The 16366-nt window shown below is 71.9% G+C and carries 16 protein-coding genes; 13 read left to right on the top strand and 3 right to left on the bottom strand.

The window, feature by feature from the left end; all coding sequences use genetic code 11:
- Positions 1-21: 21 nt before the first annotated feature.
- Complete coding sequence (locus HC031_RS32390; RefSeq protein WP_205862077.1) at positions 22-816, bottom strand: LPXTG cell wall anchor domain-containing protein; 795 nt, start codon at positions 814-816, stop codon at positions 22-24.
- Positions 817-1618: 802 nt separating this feature from the next.
- Between HC031_RS32390 and rsmD the strand changes: the two genes are divergently transcribed.
- From rsmD to mutM, 9 genes are all read left to right on the top strand, one after another.
- On the top strand, positions 1619-2179 hold the full coding sequence (rsmD, locus tag HC031_RS00290) for a 16S rRNA (guanine(966)-N(2))-methyltransferase RsmD (protein WP_167923075.1): 561 nt from the start codon (positions 1619-1621) through the stop codon (positions 2177-2179).
- The gene (coaD, locus tag HC031_RS00295; RefSeq protein WP_167923076.1) at positions 2176-2661 is read left to right on the top strand and encodes a pantetheine-phosphate adenylyltransferase; all 486 of its coding nucleotides are present in this window, start codon (positions 2176-2178) and stop codon (positions 2659-2661) included. Before rsmD ends, coaD begins: the two co-directional genes overlap by 4 nt.
- A 268-nt stretch (positions 2662-2929) precedes the next feature.
- Complete coding sequence (locus HC031_RS00300) at positions 2930-3424, top strand: hypothetical protein (protein WP_167923077.1); 495 nt, start codon at positions 2930-2932, stop codon at positions 3422-3424.
- Positions 3425-3509: 85 nt separating this feature from the next.
- Complete coding sequence (locus HC031_RS00305; protein ID WP_167923078.1) at positions 3510-4076, top strand: YceD family protein; 567 nt, start codon at positions 3510-3512, stop codon at positions 4074-4076.
- A gap of 5 nt (positions 4077-4081) precedes the next feature.
- On the top strand, positions 4082-4255 hold the full coding sequence (gene rpmF / locus HC031_RS32760) for a 50S ribosomal protein L32 (protein ID WP_167923079.1): 174 nt from the start codon (positions 4082-4084) through the stop codon (positions 4253-4255).
- Positions 4256-4330: 75 nt separating this feature from the next.
- Positions 4331-5323, top strand: coding sequence for a phosphate acyltransferase PlsX (locus HC031_RS00315; RefSeq protein ID WP_167923505.1), 993 nt, complete (start codon positions 4331-4333; stop codon positions 5321-5323).
- Complete coding sequence (gene rnc, locus HC031_RS00320; protein WP_167923080.1) at positions 5320-6189, top strand: ribonuclease III; 870 nt, start codon at positions 5320-5322, stop codon at positions 6187-6189. Before HC031_RS00315 ends, rnc begins: the two co-directional genes overlap by 4 nt.
- A 3-nt stretch (positions 6190-6192) precedes the next feature.
- Positions 6193-7368, top strand: a complete 1176-nt coding sequence (locus tag HC031_RS00325; RefSeq protein ID WP_167923081.1) for a mannosyltransferase family protein — start codon at positions 6193-6195, stop codon at positions 7366-7368.
- Between the two features lie 10 nt (positions 7369-7378).
- The gene (gene mutM / locus HC031_RS00330) at positions 7379-8233 is read left to right on the top strand and encodes a bifunctional DNA-formamidopyrimidine glycosylase/DNA-(apurinic or apyrimidinic site) lyase (protein ID WP_167923082.1); all 855 of its coding nucleotides are present in this window, start codon (positions 7379-7381) and stop codon (positions 8231-8233) included.
- Here mutM and HC031_RS00335 read toward each other — a convergent pair.
- Both HC031_RS00335 and HC031_RS00340 read right to left on the bottom strand, forming a co-directional pair.
- Positions 8230-8889, bottom strand: a complete 660-nt coding sequence (locus HC031_RS00335; RefSeq protein ID WP_167923083.1) for a spherulation-specific family 4 protein — start codon at positions 8887-8889, stop codon at positions 8230-8232. The two genes, mutM and HC031_RS00335, sit on opposite strands and share 4 nt — an antisense overlap.
- Before the next feature lie 58 nt (positions 8890-8947).
- Entirely contained in the window at positions 8948-9778 is an 831-nt protein-coding gene (locus tag HC031_RS00340) for a CAP domain-containing protein (RefSeq protein ID WP_167923084.1), read from the bottom strand.
- 468 nt (positions 9779-10246) lie between these two features.
- Here HC031_RS00340 and HC031_RS00345 point away from each other — a divergent pair, with 468 nt between their 5' ends.
- From HC031_RS00345 to HC031_RS00360, 4 genes are all read left to right on the top strand, one after another.
- Entirely contained in the window at positions 10247-10438 is a 192-nt protein-coding gene (locus HC031_RS00345; protein WP_167923085.1) for a hypothetical protein, read from the top strand.
- 256 nt (positions 10439-10694) lie between these two features.
- On the top strand, positions 10695-14270 hold the full coding sequence (gene smc / locus HC031_RS00350) for a chromosome segregation protein SMC (RefSeq protein ID WP_167923086.1): 3576 nt from the start codon (positions 10695-10697) through the stop codon (positions 14268-14270).
- Positions 14267-14908 carry an HAD family hydrolase gene (locus HC031_RS00355; RefSeq protein WP_420813575.1) on the top strand — a complete coding sequence of 214 codons (642 nt, stop codon included), beginning with the start codon at positions 14267-14269 and terminating at the stop codon, positions 14906-14908. The genes smc and HC031_RS00355 overlap by 4 nt, the downstream gene beginning before the upstream one ends.
- A gap of 580 nt (positions 14909-15488) precedes the next feature.
- A complete protein-coding gene (locus tag HC031_RS00360; RefSeq protein ID WP_167923087.1) occupies positions 15489-16349 on the top strand; it encodes a helix-turn-helix domain-containing protein in 861 nt (286 codons plus the stop codon).
- Positions 16350-16366 lie beyond the last annotated feature (17 nt).

The following is a 16366-nucleotide window of genomic DNA, read 5'->3' on the forward strand; positions in this document are numbered from 1 at the left end:
TTACGTCGGCCTGAGGGGGGTTCAGACCTCGAACTTGAGGCGACGGCGGCGGGCCAGGAAGAACAGGCCGGCGCCGGCGCCGAGGAGGGTGGCCGCGCCACCCGCGTACAGGCCGGTCTGCGAACCGGTCACCGGCAGCGCCGGCGAGGTCGCGGACTTCGAGGGCGAGGGGCTGACCGGGCCACCGCCGGCGCCACCACTGGCTGAGGGGGTGGCCGACGGGCTAGCCGAGGGGCTGGTCGAGGGGCTCTGCGACTGGGTCTCCGTCGGCGTCGGCGTCGGGCTCTGCGACTGGGTCTCCGTCGGCGTCGGCGTCGGGCTCTGCGACTCGGTCTCCGTCGGCGTCGGCGTCACCTTGTCGCACTTACCGCAGAGGGTCTCGGAGCTCCTGACCGTCTGCTCGCCCGCCTTGTCGCCGGCCTTGTGGCCCCGACCGTCGCTGTCCCAGCGCCAGACGACGTGGACCGTGAACTTGGCCTTGGCGCCGGAGGGAATGCCGGTCTGGGTGGCGATGTCGACGTACTGGCCCTGCTTGCTGGCGGGCACGGTGGTCGTGACGAGGGAGCCGGTTCCCGGGCCCCAGGTGCCGTTCTGCTTGACCTCGAACGTGGCGTTGTCCAGCGTCGCGGTGATGCCGTCGTGGTTGCGCAGCTGCCAGGTCACGCTGAACGTGCCGGTCGTGGTGTCGCAGTCGGGGTTGCCGTGGACCTTGATGTCGGCGGAGCAGGCCATGGCGGGCGCGGCGAACAGGGCGGTGGCGACGACGCCGGCGAATGTGGCGCCGGTGAGAGTGGTGAGCCTTTGGGTGGACGGCATGAAGCGTCGCAAGTGGTACCCCCAAAAATCGGGTCCGGGAAGGGTGGTGGTGGTGCAAAGCGTGGGTGCTACGTCACCGACAGTGCAATGACGTAGCTCGATGCGCTCCCCAAGCGCGTCGCATCACGGGCAGGGCCTCGTTGATGACGGAGCGAAGCATAAGACGCTCTTCGTGACCATGAGAAGTCCAGTAGCCACAACAATTTTGGGTGATCGGTCAGTCACGCATTGAAATTAATGGTGATGAGGCGGAGTGGCTTCAATCGATGAGTAAGGGCCGGCGTCGCGATCACTCCTGATCCGATCGCGGTTGGCCGGGCGAGATGTCAGCTCTGTACCTATTCATCGAACGTCTTTTATCTGATGAGTGACCTTGGTCGGATTTGCCCGACCGTCAATCTATTGTGGACAAACTGCGGTGGAGGGGCGTCGGCGGAGTGCTCTCCCGCCCCTCGGGGACGTCGTTCGTTCACGCGGCCGAGACCAAATCGAGTCCGAAGCGGGATGGTGCCGAGTGATGAAGTGACCTACTTCACGCATTGGAATGTGGCGATGCGATATCGGTGAGTAATCGCCTGGGCGGCCCGCTTCTGCCGTCGGCCTTTGTGGCGCGGCCCTGTGTGCCAGCGGACCCGCTTGCATGGCTGCCGACACCAGCGGGTTCGCGGGGAGCGGCCCGGAGTACCGTCACCGGCATGCGCATCCCGCACCTCCGCGTTGCGTCCGGCCCCGTGGGTGGGTGTCGGACCGGGCAGGGCGCACCCCCGACGATGTGGGGCCGGCGCCGGATCGGGCCGGCCCGGTGAGCCGAATCGTCGCCGGCGTTCTCGGCGGTCGGCGGCTGAACGCGCCGCCCGGGCGCGGCACCCGGCCCACCTCCGACCGGGTACGGGAGGCGCTGTTCAGCGCCCTCGACACCCTGGTGGAGCTGTCCGGGGCCCGGGTGGCCGACCTGTATGCGGGCTCCGGCGCCGTCGGCCTGGAGGCGGCCTCCCGCGGCGCTGCGCACGTCCTGCTGGTCGAGGCCGATGCGCGCGCCGCCCGGGTGGCCCGGGACAACGTCGCGGCGCTGGGGATGCGCGAGGTCGTTCGGGTGGCCGCGGCGAAGGTCGAACAGATCCTGGCCGAGCCGCCCGACGAGCCCTTCGACGTGATCTTCGCTGATCCGCCGTACGCCGTGCCGGGCGAGGCGATCGATGCGATGCTGACCGCGCTCGTGGAGCGGGGCTGGCTGGCGGAGGACGCGGTGGTCGTGGTGGAGCGGTCGAGCAGGGATGCGCCCGTGCGATGGGTGGAGGGCATCACTGGTCTGCGCAGTCGCCGTTACGGCGAAACCATGCTTTGGTACGGTCGTCGATCATGAGACGTGTGGTCTGCCCGGGATCCTTCGATCCGGCCACCAACGGTCACCTCGACATCATCGGCCGCGCGGCGCGAATCTACGACGAGGTTGTCGTCGCCGTGCTCGTCAACCCGTCGAAGGCGGGCCTTTTCACGATCGATGAGCGGCTGGAGATGCTGCGCGCGGTCACCGCAGGATACCCGAATGTCCGGATCGAAGCATTTCAGGGCCTTCTGGTAGATTTCTGCAAGGCGAACGACATCCCCATCGTGCTCAAGGGCCTGCGCGCGGTCAGCGACTTCGACTACGAACTGCAGATGGCCCAGATGAACCTCGGCCTCGCGGGTGTCGAAACCCTGTTCATGGCGACCAACCCGCAGTACTCGTTCCTGTCGTCGAGTCTCATCAAGGACGTGGCGAAGTGGGGCGGAGACGTGCGGCAGCACGTGCCCGAACTGATCGCCGACCGGCTGTACGAGCGCCTGGGCAAGAAGTCCGACTAGGGCGGGCCGGGCCCCCGAAACGGGGGTATTTTGCCGGAATTGGGGGCTTATACGAGGACCGACCCGGCACACTGTTGCGGCGTGGCCGACCGACCTTGGTAACGCGGTGCATGAAACCGGGCGTATCGGGTGACCGTCGACCAGCCGGTCGGTCAGCCGGGCCGATCCGGACGGCGGCATGCCTGACGCGCGCGGTGGGCGTGCGGACGGCATTATGGTGTGCGACCGCATCGATCCTGGTGGTCGATCGCTGACAGGAGTGACCTAGGTGGATCCGCTCGACCGCATCGACGAGATCATCGCGCTGCTCGAGGCCGCGCGGTCGGTACCCATGTCGCGCAACTGCATCGTCGACCGGGGCGAGGTGATCGGCCTGCTCGAGCAGCTACGCGTCGAGTTGCCGGCGGAGCTGCGCCGGGCCGGCGCCCTGCTGGAGGAGCGGGACAAGATCATAGAGGCGGGCCAGCGCGAGGCGGAACGGATCATCGCCGAAGGGGAGGCCGAGCACGCCCGGTTGGTCTCCATCAACGAGATCGTGGTCTCGGCCGAGCATGAGGCGGGCCGAATCGTCGGCGAGGCGCGGGCCGAAGGGCAGCGGCTGCGCGAGGAGGTGGACGACTATGTCGACACCGCGTTGGCCAACTTCGAACAACTGCTCACCCGCTCGCTGGCTGCCATCGAGCGCGGGCGCGACAAGATGCACGCACTGCGCGAAATCGGCTCTTTCCAGGTCGAGGAGGACGAACGTCCGCTGCCGTTCTAGAGTCGCAGCGTGCGTACCCGATTCGACGCCCGCCCGGCCGTTCGGGTAACCTTGCCCGACGGCCTCTCCTTGGCCGGAGCCTACGATGCAGCATCAGACAGCGAACCAACTCAACCCTCGGTCGCCGCTAGTCCTTGACACCAAGGACCTGCCGCGCCGTCCGGGGGCTATGCGTATGGTCGAGCGGACGGTGCCCGCGCCCGACGGCCTCGGTCTGGAGTTGATCGGGATAACAGCCCGATCCGACCTCACTCTCAGCCTGCGGCTGGAGTCCGTTTCCGAAGGCGTCCTCGTCTCCGGCACGGTCACCGGCCGGGTGGAGGGGGAGTGCGGACGGTGCCTGGGCCCGATCAGCGACACGCTGACCGTCGACATCCAGGAGCTGTTCGCCTATGAGAACAGCACCACGGACGAGACGACAGACGAAGACGAGGTGGGTCGGCTGCAGGGCGACCTGATCGACCTGGAGCCGGCGCTGCGGGACGCGGTGGTGCTCGCACTGCCGACCAATCCGCTGTGCCGCGAGGACTGCCCAGGGCTGTGCCCCGAATGCGGGGTGCGGTGGGACGAGCTGCCGGACGATCACCGTCACGAGCAGATCGACGCCCGCTGGGTGGCTCTCAGAGAACTGACGACGAAGACCGAGGAGTAAGACCCGTGGCCGTTCCCAAGCGGAAGATGTCGCGCAGCAACACCCGCTCGCGCCGGGCGCAGTGGAAGACCACGCCGGTGGTGACCGTGGCGTGCCCGCAGTGCCGTTCCCCGAAGCTGCCGCACGCGGCCTGCACGGTGTGCGGGACGTACAACGGCCGCCAGGTCATCGAGGTCTGACCAACGGCCGTCGGGTTGACACGATCCGAGAGGCAGCTGCACTTCCAGCCGGCTCAGAGTCCGTCGGCGGCCCCGATCGAGGGGCCCCGACGCCCGGCTCCCGCAGCCGGCGTCGCCCGGATCGCCGTCGACCTCCTCGGCGGGGACCACGCTCCCGCCGTCGTGGTTGACGGCGCTCTGCGCGCTTGCAGCGCCGACGCCCAGCTTCACCTTCTCCTCGTCGGACCGCACGCGGTCGCCGAGGAGATCATCGCCATGCTTCCGGACGCCGACCGTGACCGCGTGGCCGTCCATCCCGTCGACGGCGTCGTCGGCATGGCCGACCCGCCGATGCGCGCCGTCCGCGCCGACACCTCGGTACGGGCCGCGACCGGCGCGCTCGCCGACGGGCGCGTGGACGCCGTCGTCTCCGCCGGGCACAGCGGCGCAGCCGTCACCGCGGCCGTACACGCCCTGGGCCGGCTGCGCGGCATCCGCCGGCCGGCGCTGGCGGCGACCCTGCCCGGAGTGTCCGGGCCTGTCGTGCTGCTCGACGTCGGCGCCACCACCGAAGCGCACGCGAAGGTGCTGGCGCAGCACGCGGCGCTCGGCGTCGCGTACGCCCAGGCTCTGTACGGCATCGCCGCCCCGCGTGTCGGCCTGCTGTCCACCGGTACGGAGCCCGATCGGGGCGACCGGGCCAGGCGGGCCGCGGCCGACCTGCTCGCGGCGCCGGACGCGCTGTCCGGCGACGCGGTGTACGTCGGCCTGGTGGAGGGGTACGACGTGCCGCTGGGAGGCCCGGCCGACGTCGTGGTGACCGACGGCTTCACCGGCAACGTCCTGCTCAAGGGCGTCGAAGGGGCGTACGCGCTCGCCGGCGGCGCGCCGCCGCCGACCGTGGCACGGGCGGCCGCGCTGCTGGGCGTACCGGGTACGGTCGTGGTCTGCCACGGGCGTGCCACCGGCGCCGACGTCGCCTCCGGCATCGCGCTGGCCGCCCGGCTGCATCGCACGGGCGCGGCCGACCGGGTCGCCCGGTCCGTCTCGTCGGCCACGGCCGCAACCTTGGGTGAGGTGACGACATGAGCAGTGAGCAGGTGAGGAGCCGTCCTCCCGTTGCCCACCTGGAGGCCGCGTTCGGGGTGACGTTCGACCCCGAACTTCTGCGCCGGGCGCTGACCCACCGGTCCTACGCGTACGAGAACGGCGGCCTGCCCACCAACGAGCGCCTGGAGTTCCTCGGCGACTCGGTGCTGGGGGTTGTCATCACGACCGCGCTGTTCCACAACCATCCGGACCTGCCCGAGGGGCAGTTGGCCAAGCTTCGTGCGAGTGTGGTGAACATGCGTGCGCTGGCTGACGTGGCACGAGGGCTCGGCCCGGAGGGGATCGGGCCGTACCTGCTGCTGGGCAAGGGCGAGGAGACAACCGGCGGCCGTAACAAGGCCAGCATCCTTGCCGACACCCTCGAGGCGCTCCTCGGGGCCATCTACCTCGAGCACGGGCTGGAGACCGCCACCGAGGTCATCCACCGGCTGTTCGATCCGCTGATGGCCGACGCCGCCGGTCGGGGCGCGGCCCTCGACTGGAAGACCAGCCTGCAGGAGCTGACCGCGGGGCTGGGCCTGGGTGTGCCCGAGTACCGCATCGACGAGTCCGGACCCGACCACGCGAAGACGTTCACGGCGTGGGCCGTGGTGGCCGGCGAGCGGTACGGCGGCGCCGAGGGCCGCAGCAAGAAGGAGGCCGAGCAGCGGGCCGCCGAGGCGGCCTGGCTCGAGCTGTCGGCCCGGGCCGAGCGCGCCACCGCCACCGCGGTGGCGCAGGACGCCGCCGAGCCGGGCAGCGCGGCGGAAGCGGGGCGCGCGGCGAAGGGCGGGGCGGTCAAGCCCCGGCCGACGGCGCGGCAGGCCGGTACCCGTCCGCCGTCGGATCCGAACCCGGCCGTGTGACCCATGGCGATCGACCGTGCCCAGGTCGAGAGCGGGACGGCGGCCGGCTCCCGACCCACCGCGCCGGGCCCGGGCCGATGGTCCTGGCTCGCGATCCCGTTGGGCATCTTCGCCGGCACCCGGCTGCTCCAGCTCGCCCTCATCGCGTGGCTGCTGCCGGCCGGCGCGACCGTGCGCTCCCGGCTGCTGTCCTGGGACTCCGGCTGGTTCGTCCGGGTCGCCCGTGACGGGTATCCGCGCGGCCCGCTGACCGGGCCGGTGAACCCCGACGCCGACGGCGGTCTCGCGTTCTTCCCGGGCTACCCGCTGCTGGTCCGGTACGTCCACGACCTCACCCGTCTCGACTTCGGGTTGGCCGCGCTGGTGGTGTCGTGGATCGCGGCCGCCGCGGCGTCGATCCTCCTGTTCGCCCTCGGCCGGCGGCTGTACGGCACCCGGGTGGCGACGATCCTGACCGTGCTGTTCTTCGCGCAGCCGATGTCGGTCGTGCTGTCGATGGGGTACTCGGAGAGCCTGTTCGTCGCGTTCGTCGCCGGCGCGCTCCTGGCCGTCCATCGACGGTCCTGGCCGGGCGCGGCGCTGCTCGGGCTGGGCGCGGCGCTGACCCGGCCGACCGGGGCGGCGGTCGCGGTCGCGCTCGCCGTCGCGGCGGCGAGCGAACTGCGGGAGCGCCGGCCCGGTCGCTGGGGGACGGTCGGGGCGGCCGGCGCCGCGCTGCTCGGCGTGCCCGCGTACCTGGCGTGGGTTGGCCAGCGGGCGGGCAACTGGCACGCCTGGTTCGACATCCAGACGGCCGGGTGGGGCACGACGTTCGACTTCGGACTCGGCGCGGGGAAGTTCGTCCTGGACGCGCTGCGGTCCGGCGACGGCTGGGTCCAGGTCAGCGTCGCGCTGCTGCTGATCGCCGCCGTGGTCCTGGCCGTCGTCGCGGTCACCCGCCGGATCTGGCCACCCCTGCTGGTGTACGGGCTGATCGTGCTCGCGCTCGTGGTCGGCCAGAGCGGCTTCTACCACTCCAAGCCCCGGCTGCTGGTACCCGCGCTGGTCGTCCTCGTGCCACCGGCGCTGGCCCTGGGCCGGGCCCGTACCCGCACCGCGGCCCTCGTCCTGGCCGGCTATGGACTGTTCGGTCTGTGGTACGGCGCTTACATGATCACTGTCTGGCGTTTCGCCATCTAGGGAGGGGACCGTGCCTGAGCTGCCCGAGGTCGAGACCGTTCGGCGCGGTCTGGACCGGTGGGTCACCGGTCGCCGGGTCAAGAGCGCGGAGGTGCTCCACCCGCGTGCGGTGCGTCGACACGTGGCCGGGCCGGACGACTTCGCCGCGGCGCTGGCCGACCGGACGGTCACCGGGGTGTGCCGCCGCGGCAAGTACCTGTGGCTGCCCCTCGATGACGGCGCCGCGATCGTCGGCCACCTCGGCATGTCGGGCCAGCTGCTGCTGCAGCCGGTGGGGGCCGGCGACGAGGTCCACCTGCGGGTCCGGTTCCGGTTCGACGACGACGGCGCTGAGCTGCGCTTCGTCGATCAGCGTACGTTCGGCGGGGTGTGGCTGTCGCCGGGCGGCGCGGAGCTGCCGCCGGAGATCTCCCACATCGCGCTCGACCCGGTTGACCCATCCTTTGTGGACGAGGAGTTCGTCGACGCGCTGCGGCGCAAGCGGACCGGGGTGAAGCGGGCGCTGCTAGACCAGACGTTGATCTCGGGTGTGGGCAACATCTACGCCGACGAGGCGCTGTGGCGGGCCGGGCTGCACTGGGCGCGCCCGACCGAGACGCTCAGCCGGCCGCAGGCCCGCACGCTGCTGGCGCACGTACGCGACGTGCTCAACGAGGCGATCGGACAGGGCGGCACGAGCTTCGACGCGTTGTACGTCAACGTCAACGGCGAGAGCGGGTACTTCGACCGGTCGCTGGCCGTGTACGGCCGCGGCGGGCTGCCCTGCCCGCGCTGCGGCTCCCCGGTGCGCCGGGAGCCGTTCATGAACCGTTCGTCGTACTCGTGCCCGCGCTGCCAGCCCCGGCCGCGGCGGGCACATCCCTAGACCGGCAGCGGGGTCACCGCCGCCAGCCAGGCCGGCAGGTCCGTGTACGCCCGGGGCGGCGCGTGGTCGGTGACCATGCCGAAGCCGGCGCTGCGGGTGGCCTGCAACAGCCACGCGTTGTCCAGTTCGCCTGGCGGTACGGAGTGGACCAGATGCCCGTCGCCGGGCTCGGCGCCCGCGCCGTCCCAGCGCGCGTACCGCTCCCACGGGCCGTCGAAGACGCAGATCTCCGCGCCGAGGGCCCGGTAGCTGGGGTCCGGCGGCATCCCGGGGTTGAGCACGGTGTCGCGCAGGTCGGCGCGGCGCGCCGCGCCGATGGCCACCGCCGCCGGGCCGATGGAGAAGGGGCTGGCGGGGGCCCGGTCGAGAAACACCCCGTGTACGGGGTAGCCGGCCCACCGGTCGACGTCGGCGAGGATCCGGGAGACCGGACGGGTGGCGAAGCCCAGGTCGACGTAGCCGAGCAGGCGTACGCCGGCGGCCCGCAGTCGGGCCGTGGCGGCGGTGTAGGACGGGTCGCGGCCGTTGCCCGGCCCACCGGCGACGCTGACGACGACCGTGAGCGTGTCCGGGTGCGCGGCGCCGTACTCGGTCACGGCATCCCAGACGTGCCGAGCGGTCAGCGGGTGCGCCTCCAGGCGGAGCAGCGTCGTCACGACGGACACAACGACCGCGCGTCGCGTCGGGTGTCGTGCTTTGCGTAAGTTCCGGGGTTTATTGACCGAAATCCTGGGTCCAGTAGGGCCTGCCGTCGGGGCCCACGGCCACGCCGACGCCGATGGCGCGGGCGTCGCAGTCGAGGATGTTCCGGCGCTGCTCGCGGCTGCCGAGCCAGCCCTGCACGACCTCGCGCGCCGAACCGAACCCGCGCGCCAGATTCTCCGACAGCGGAGCGTCGAAGCCCGCGGCCTTCATCCGGTCGTCGGCCGAGCTGCCGTCGCTGCCGGTGTGGCTGAGGAAGCCGCCGGCGGCCATGTCGGCACTGTGCAGCCGGGCGGCGCGACGCAGCCGCGGGTCGTTGTCCACCGGGTCGCAGCGGACCTGTCGCCGCACGCTGTTGACGAGGGCGACGACCGCGTTCTCCACGGCGGCGTTGCCTGTCACGGCACCGTCGCCCGTGGCTGCGCCGTCACCCGTGGCGTCCGCCGACGGGCCCGACCCGGCGGCGGGGGTGTCGGTGGGGGTCGGCACCTCGGGGGTGGGCTGGGGGGCGAGCGTGGCGGCCGGAGGCTGCTCGAGGAGGCCGGGCAGGTTGGGTGCGGCGGTCGGCGTCGACCGACCGGGGAACACGGAGGTCAGCAGGACGACCACCAGGCCGATGGAGATCAGGATCGCGCTGACCGTGCCGGCCACCGCCAGCGGTCGCATCCGCCGTCCGGTGCCCGGGGCGTCCACGGGCTCCCCGTCGTACGCGTCGGTGAGATCTTCGTCATAAGGGCCGTGGTAGGGGCCGGCGCCGTAGGGGCGGGTGCTCGCATACGGGCCGGGACTGCGATACCGGGGGCGGGGCCGGGGAGCCGGAAACCTCGGATCCGGCTCGTCCATCAGCGGTGCGGTGTCCGCCCACGGGTCCGACGGATACGGGTGAGCCGTTTCATCTGGCGCGGGGCCACGCTTCCTTGACACGTGTCGCCTCCGGGCTTCGGGGATCCGGTGCGGCCGACCGTACGCGCGCGCCAAGGCCGGTGACAACTGTGCGGTCAGCATCGATACGACGAGTGCCGATGGATGTGCTGACGGTCTTCGAACCGTGGGTGTTGTGTCGCTATTGACAAGTGGGGATGCGTTGGTCCATGATCTGAGTTACCATGGCGACCGCTGCTCCACGCCTCGCCGATGTGCGTGTTTGCGCTGGTTGAGGCCGAGCTTGACGAGGGTGCCTCGGCGACGGACTATAGAGGTGTCACCAGTCGCGCCCAAACCTGCCTTGGTGCAGTGGCCGCGAAACCAACTGGGCGCACGCTTTGGCCGGCCGATGGCTGCGCATTACGCTGCGCATCACAAGGAGACGATATGGCGAAGGCCCTCTTCGGCCACGTTGGCAGCGCGCCTGACCGGCGTCTGCTCGACGAGGTCACTCAACTGCGTGCCAAGGTACGGGCACTTGAGTTCGAGGTAGCGAGACTGCGAGCGGAAAACGACCGGCTCAGCGCCGCGGTTTCCGACGACGACCTGCTGCGTCTGCCCGAACCGGCGATGGCCTGATCGAGCGGGACGAACCTCCCCCGCCGCGCGGGCCAGTGCCGAAGCCCGAATCGGCACCGCGACACAGAGCGCGCCGACGCCCCCCGGAGGCGGTCGGCGCGCAGCCGTGTTCGGGGCCGTTCCGCCCGGATCCGCCAATACCGGCGTGACGCGCGTGCGACGCGACCGCATCTGACGCTGTGCCGCTGCCCGAGCGGGCGCCGACGGCACGGTACCCTCGCGGGATAACCGCCAGTTCGCCACCGACCGGAGACCCGTGCACCTCAAGACCCTGACGGTGAAGGGCTTCAAATCCTTCGCCTCCACCACGACGATGAGGCTCGAGCCGGGGATCACCTGCGTGGTCGGCCCGAACGGCTCGGGTAAGTCGAACGTCGTCGACGCCATCGCCTGGGTCCTCGGTGAACAGGGCGCCAAAGCCCTCCGCGGCGGCAAGATGGAAGACGTCATCTTCGCCGGCACCTCAGGCCGCGCGCCGCTCGGCCGCGCCGAGGTGACGCTCACGATCGACAACACCGACGGCGCCCTCCCGATCGACTACACCGAGGTGTCGATCACCCGCCGGATGTTCCGCTCCGGTGAGAGCGAGTACGAGATCAACGGCAACCACTGCCGGTTGCTCGACATCCAGGAGCTGCTGTCGGACTCCGGCATCGGCCGCGAGATGCACATCATCGTGGGCCAGGGGCGCCTGGACAGCATGCTGCACGCCAAGCCGGAGGACCGCCGCGCGTTCATCGAAGAGGCGGCGGGCGTGCTCAAGCACCGCAAGCGCAAGGAAAAGGCGCTGCGCAAGCTCGAGGCGATGGCAACCAACCTCAACCGCCTGTCCGACCTCACCACCGAGCTGCGCCGCCAGCTCAAGCCGCTGGGCAAGCAGGCGGAGGTGGCCCGCCGCGCCGCCACCATCCAGGCCGACCTCCGCGACGCCCGGCTACGGCTGCTCGCCGACGACCTGTCGACCCTGCGGGACACCCTGAACAAGGAGATCGCCGACGAGACGGCGCTGCGCGAGCGGCGTGAGCAGATCGAGCGGGAGGCGACCTCGGTCGGGCAGCGGCTGGCCGCCCTCGAAGCGGCCCACGCCGCCGACGCCCCCGTGCTCGCCCGGGCGCAGGAGACCTGGTACCGGCTGTCGGCGTTCCAGGAGCGGTTCCGCTCCATCCACCAGATCGCCAGCGAGCGGCTGCGCAACCTGTCGTCGAACACCGAGGACGAGCGGACCGGGCGTGACCCGCAGCAGCTCGAAACCGAGTCGCAGCGGGTCCGCGAGCAGGAGGCCCAGCTGCGGGCGGCGCTGGAGAGCGCGCAGGACCGGCTGGCCGAGGCGGTCGAGGACCGTCAGCACCTCGAACGGCGCCTGGCCGAGGCGGAGAAGGCCCTCGTCGCCGCGCACAAGGCGATCGCCGACCGGCGTGAAGGCCTCGCCAAGCTCGCCGGCCAGGTCGAGTCGGCCCGCAGCCGCACGATCGCCGCCGGCGACGAGATCGCCCGGCTCGCCGCCGGCCTGGCCGAGGCGCAGGCCCGCGCGGACACCGCCCAGGAGGCCTACGACGCACAGGCAGCCGGCGCCACCGAGGCCGACCGCGACGACGCCGAGTTTGAGCTGCGCCACAGCGAAGCGGTCCGTATCCACGAGGCGGCGGCCGCGACGGTCAAGCAGCTCAGCGACGCCGAGCGGGCGGCCGAGCGCGAGGCCACCCAGTGGAAGGCCCGCGAGGAAGCGCTCGCCATGGGCCTGCGCCGCAAGGACGGCGCCGGCGCCCTGCTGGCCCGCGCCGATCGGGTGCCCGGCCTGCTGGGCAGCGTCGCCGCGTTGCTGTCGGTCGAAGCGGGGCACGAGGCGGCGCTGGCCGCCGCGCTGGGCGCGCTCGCCGACGCCGTCGTCGTCGAGAGCGTCGACGGCGCGGTCGCCGCGGTCGAGACCCTCAAGACCGAGGACGCCGGCCGGGCCGCCCTGCTGGTCGCCTCCGCCGACACCGACCAGGACGGGCTGCGTACCGAGCGCCCGCCACTGCCGTCCGGCGCGCACTTCGCGCTCGACCTGGTGGAGGCGCCCGAACAGCTGCTCCCGGCGCTGAAACGGGCGCTCAACAACGTGGTCTTCGCCCCCGACACCGAGACCGCGAAGCGGATCGTCGGGTACGCCCCGGCCCTGCGCGCCGTCACGCCCGACGGTGACGTGGTCGGCGCGTACGCCGCGGCCGGCGGATCGGCCAAGGCGCCCAGCTTCATCGAGGTGCAGGCGGCCGTCGAGGAGGCCCGGCAGAAGAAGGTCGACGCCGAGTCGCGGGTCATCCAGCTGAGCGGTGAGCTGGAGAGCGCCCGCGAGGTGGTCGCCGAGGCCAAGGAGCGCGTGGACGCCGCCGCCGCGGCGAAGCGTCAGGCCGAGAGCGAGCGCAACCTCGCCGCGCGCAAGCTCGCCGAGCTCGGCGCCGCGGCCAAGTCGGCCCGGGCCGAGGCCGACCGGTTGGCCGCCGGCAAGGCCAAGGCCGAGGCCGCCCGCGAAGAGGCCCTCATGAAGCTCGATGAGCTCGAGGAGCGGCTGCGACTCGCCGAGGACACGCCCGTAGACGACGACCCGTCCACCGCGGAGCGCGACGAGCTGGCGGTCGCCGTGCCGCAGGCGCGCCAGCGCGAAATGGACGTACGGCTGGCCGTGCGGACCGCGGAGGAGCGGGTCGCGGCGATCGCCGGGCGCGCCGACGCCCTCGCCCGCCAGGCCGCCGCCGAGCGCGCGGCCCGGGAGAAGGCGGCTGCCCGCCGCGCCGCCCGCGCCCGTGGCGCCGCCGTCGCCCGCTCCGTCGTGATGGGCGCCGAGCAGGCGCTCGCGGCGATCGCGCGGTCGCTGGAGGAGGCGGCCGCACACCGCGACACCGTCGCCGAGACCAGGGCCACCCGCGAGGAGGAGCTGACCGGGGTACGCGAGCACGCCGGCCAGCTGCGCGCCGAGCTGGAGCGGCTGACCAGCGCCGTGCACCGCGACGAGGTCGCCCGCGCCGAGCAGCGGCTGCGCATCGAGCAGCTGGAGGCCAGGTCGGGCGAGGAGTTCGGGCTCGACCCGGACACTCTGGTCGCCGAGTACGGGCCGGACGTGCTCGTACCGCCGACGCAGGCCGAGATCGCCGCCGCGGCAGCCGCGGACAAGCCCGAGCCGGAGCCGGTGCCCTACGACCGGGCGACGCAGGAGAAGCGCGCGGCCAAGGGCGAGCGCGACCTGGCCCTGCTCGGCAAGGTCAACCCGCTGGCCCTGGAGGAGTTCGCCGCGCTGGAGGAGCGCTACAAGTTCCTGTCCGACCAGCTCGAAGACCTGAAGAAGAGCCGGCGCGACCTGCTGACCGTCGTCAAGGACGTCGACGACCGGATCCTCGAGGTCTTCACCGAGGCGTTCCACGACACCGCGCGCGAGTTCCAGCAGGTCTTCAGCGTGCTCTTCCCGGGCGGTGAGGGCCGCCTGATCCTCACCGACCCCGACGACATGCTCACCACCGGCGTCGAGGTGGAGGCCCGCCCGCCGGGCAAGAAGATCAAGCGGCTGTCGCTGCTGTCGGGTGGTGAGCGCTCGCTCACGGCGGTCGCCATGCTCTGCGCGATCTTCCGGGCCCGCCCCAGCCCGTTCTACATCATGGACGAGGTCGAGGCGGCCCTCGACGACGTCAACCTGGGCCGGCTGATCACGCTGTTCGAGCAGCTCCGGGAGAAGAGCCAGCTGATCATCATCACGCACCAGAAGCGCACGATGGAGGTCGCCGACGCGCTGTACGGCGTGACCATGCGCAGCGGTGTGACCGAAGTGATCAGCCAGCGGCTACGACAGGACGAGGCGGCGTGACGATCCAGACCATGCGCGGTCCCCGGCAGCCGGCGACCGCGTTGTTGATCGACTTTGCCGGGGTGGTGTACCGGCGGGACCCGTCGGCGAGCGCCGCCGTCGAGGAGCGCCACGGCCTGCCGCCGGGCACGGTCACCGACCTCGGCGCCCAGTGGGGCCGGCTGCGGCAGGCCCTCGCCGGGGAGGTCACCCGCGCCGAGTGGCTCGACGGGATCGCGCACGCCCTGGCCGACCGCGTCGGCGGCCTCGACGCCGCCCGTACGCTGGCCGCCGAGGCGCACGCCCACGACGGCGAGATCGTGCCGGAGGTGCTCGCGTTCGTCGACGAGGTGCGCGCCGCCGGCCGCCGGGTCGGGCTCGCCGCCAACGCGATGGACGACTTCGACGCAGTGCTCGCCCGGTACGGCCTGACCGATCACTTCGACGTGATCGTCAACTCGTCGGCGATCGGCATCCACAAGCCCGCCCCGGAGTTCTTCACGCGGGCGTGCCTGGCCATCGAGACGCCGCCCGAGCGGTGCCTGTTCGTCGACGACGACGACCGGGACGTGCGCGCCGCCCGCGCCGCCCGCCTGTCGGCCTACCGGTACAACGGGCCCCAAGACTTCCCGTACCTGCGGGCCGCCCTCGGCCTGTGAGGTGACCACGACTGCTCCGCTCGCCCTGACGCGGGCGAGGGCCGGCGATACCGTCACGTTCGGGCCGGCCAGGGCGGTGACGTATAGAACCTTGGCCACGGTGCTCGCGGGGGATCAGCCTTCGCACTCCCGGACCGCGTGACGGGTGGGGTCGAAGGGTTCCCACTCGGCCCCGGACGGCCGTCGAGGGCCAGGCGCCGGAGCCGGCGTCGGGCCAGGAAACGGTCCGGTTCGGGGCCTACGACGGCGTCTCATCCATGCCCACATCCGACGGCCCTCCTCGGCCTCGACGGGGAGGGGCGCGACGGCCGGTCCGCCGGGTCGGAGGGACGACGACCTGTAGCCCGGCCCCACAACCGTCGCGCCCCCGTCAATGGGAGCGGCCCGGCCGGGATGCAGCGACGGCGAAAGGAGGGACCGCCATCCGCTCCTGGGCAGTCACTCCCCGCCCCGGCCGGTTACACCACGCTTGCACAGAACGGATTGCACATGCAAGCGGTGCAGTGCACTCCGTCGCTATCAGCTTGCCCGGGCGGCAAAGTCGAGCGGAGACTAGGCCGACGTATTCGGGGAGGTCACGATGGCGACGGGTAGCCCAACGGTCCGGCGACGACGCCTCGGGTCGGAGTTGAAGCGGCTCCGCGAGGAGGCCGGGAAATCGCGAGACGAGGTCGCCGGCGTCCTGGGGATGTCCGTCCCCACGATCAGCCGCATCGAAGCCGGCCGGACCGGCGTCCGCCTCTTCGTCGTCCGGGCCATGCTCGACCTCTACGGCGTCGCCGACGAGGGCCTCCGCGAAGAGCTGGAGGGACACGCGCGGGCCGGCTCCAGGCAAGGATGGTGGAGCCAGTACGCCTCCGCCGTGAACTCCGGATACGCGACGTACATCGGCCTCGAAGCCGACGCGCGGGAGGTCCGCGACTATGAGGCCCTCGTGGTCCCCGGGCTCCTCCAGACGGAGGCATACGCGCGGGCCACGGTCCAGCCGGTCGGGCTCCCGGACCTCCCAGGCGATGTCGTGGAGCAACGGGTCCGGGTCCGCATGGAACGTCAGCAACGGCTACGCGGGGAGGCCCCGCTGGAGATCCGGGCGATCATTGACGAGGCCGTCATTCGGAGAGTGGTCGGCGGCCGGCACGTCATGCGCGAGCAGTTGAAGCGCCTCGCCGAGGAGGCCCGGCGACCGAACGTTCGGCTCCAGGTCGTTCCGTTCGCGGGCGGCGCGGAGTGGCCCGGGATGATCGGCTCCTTCACGATCCTGTCCTTCCCGGAGCATGCCGACCCAGATGTCGTCTACGTCGAGGGCCTCACCGGGGACACCTTCGTGGAGGGCGATGCGACGGCGCGCTATAGCGTGCTCTTCGACGGCCTGTCAGCGGCCGGGGCCTCCTATGCCGAGTCGCTCCGCATGATCGAAGAGGCGGCGGAGGCCCTGGCGTAGCGAGCGATGAGAGAGGG

This window comes from Planosporangium thailandense (assembly GCF_011947195.1).
In the GTDB taxonomy this organism is placed as follows: domain Bacteria; phylum Actinomycetota; class Actinomycetes; order Mycobacteriales; family Micromonosporaceae; genus Planosporangium; species Planosporangium thailandense.

What these genes read in the sequence shown, in the direction of transcription:
- HC031_RS00340 (WP_167923084.1), bottom strand. Translation starts at nt 9,778, where the DNA reads ATGGACGAGCCGGATCCGAGGTTTCCGGCTCCCCGGCCCCGCCCCCGG.
- coaD (WP_167923076.1), top strand. Translation starts at nt 2,176, where the DNA reads ATGAGACGTGTGGTCTGCCCGGGATCCTTCGATCCGGCCACCAACGGT.
- HC031_RS00345 (WP_167923085.1), top strand. Translation starts at nt 10,247, where the DNA reads ATGGCGAAGGCCCTCTTCGGCCACGTTGGCAGCGCGCCTGACCGGCGT.
- HC031_RS32390 (WP_205862077.1), bottom strand. Translation starts at nt 816, where the DNA reads ATGCCGTCCACCCAAAGGCTCACCACTCTCACCGGCGCCACATTCGCC.
- HC031_RS00360 (WP_167923087.1), top strand. Translation starts at nt 15,489, where the DNA reads ATGGCGACGGGTAGCCCAACGGTCCGGCGACGACGCCTCGGGTCGGAG.
- rnc (WP_167923080.1), top strand. Translation starts at nt 5,320, where the DNA reads ATGAGCAGTGAGCAGGTGAGGAGCCGTCCTCCCGTTGCCCACCTGGAG.
- HC031_RS00305 (WP_167923078.1), top strand. Translation starts at nt 3,510, where the DNA reads ATGCAGCATCAGACAGCGAACCAACTCAACCCTCGGTCGCCGCTAGTC.
- HC031_RS00325 (WP_167923081.1), top strand. Translation starts at nt 6,193, where the DNA reads ATGGCGATCGACCGTGCCCAGGTCGAGAGCGGGACGGCGGCCGGCTCC.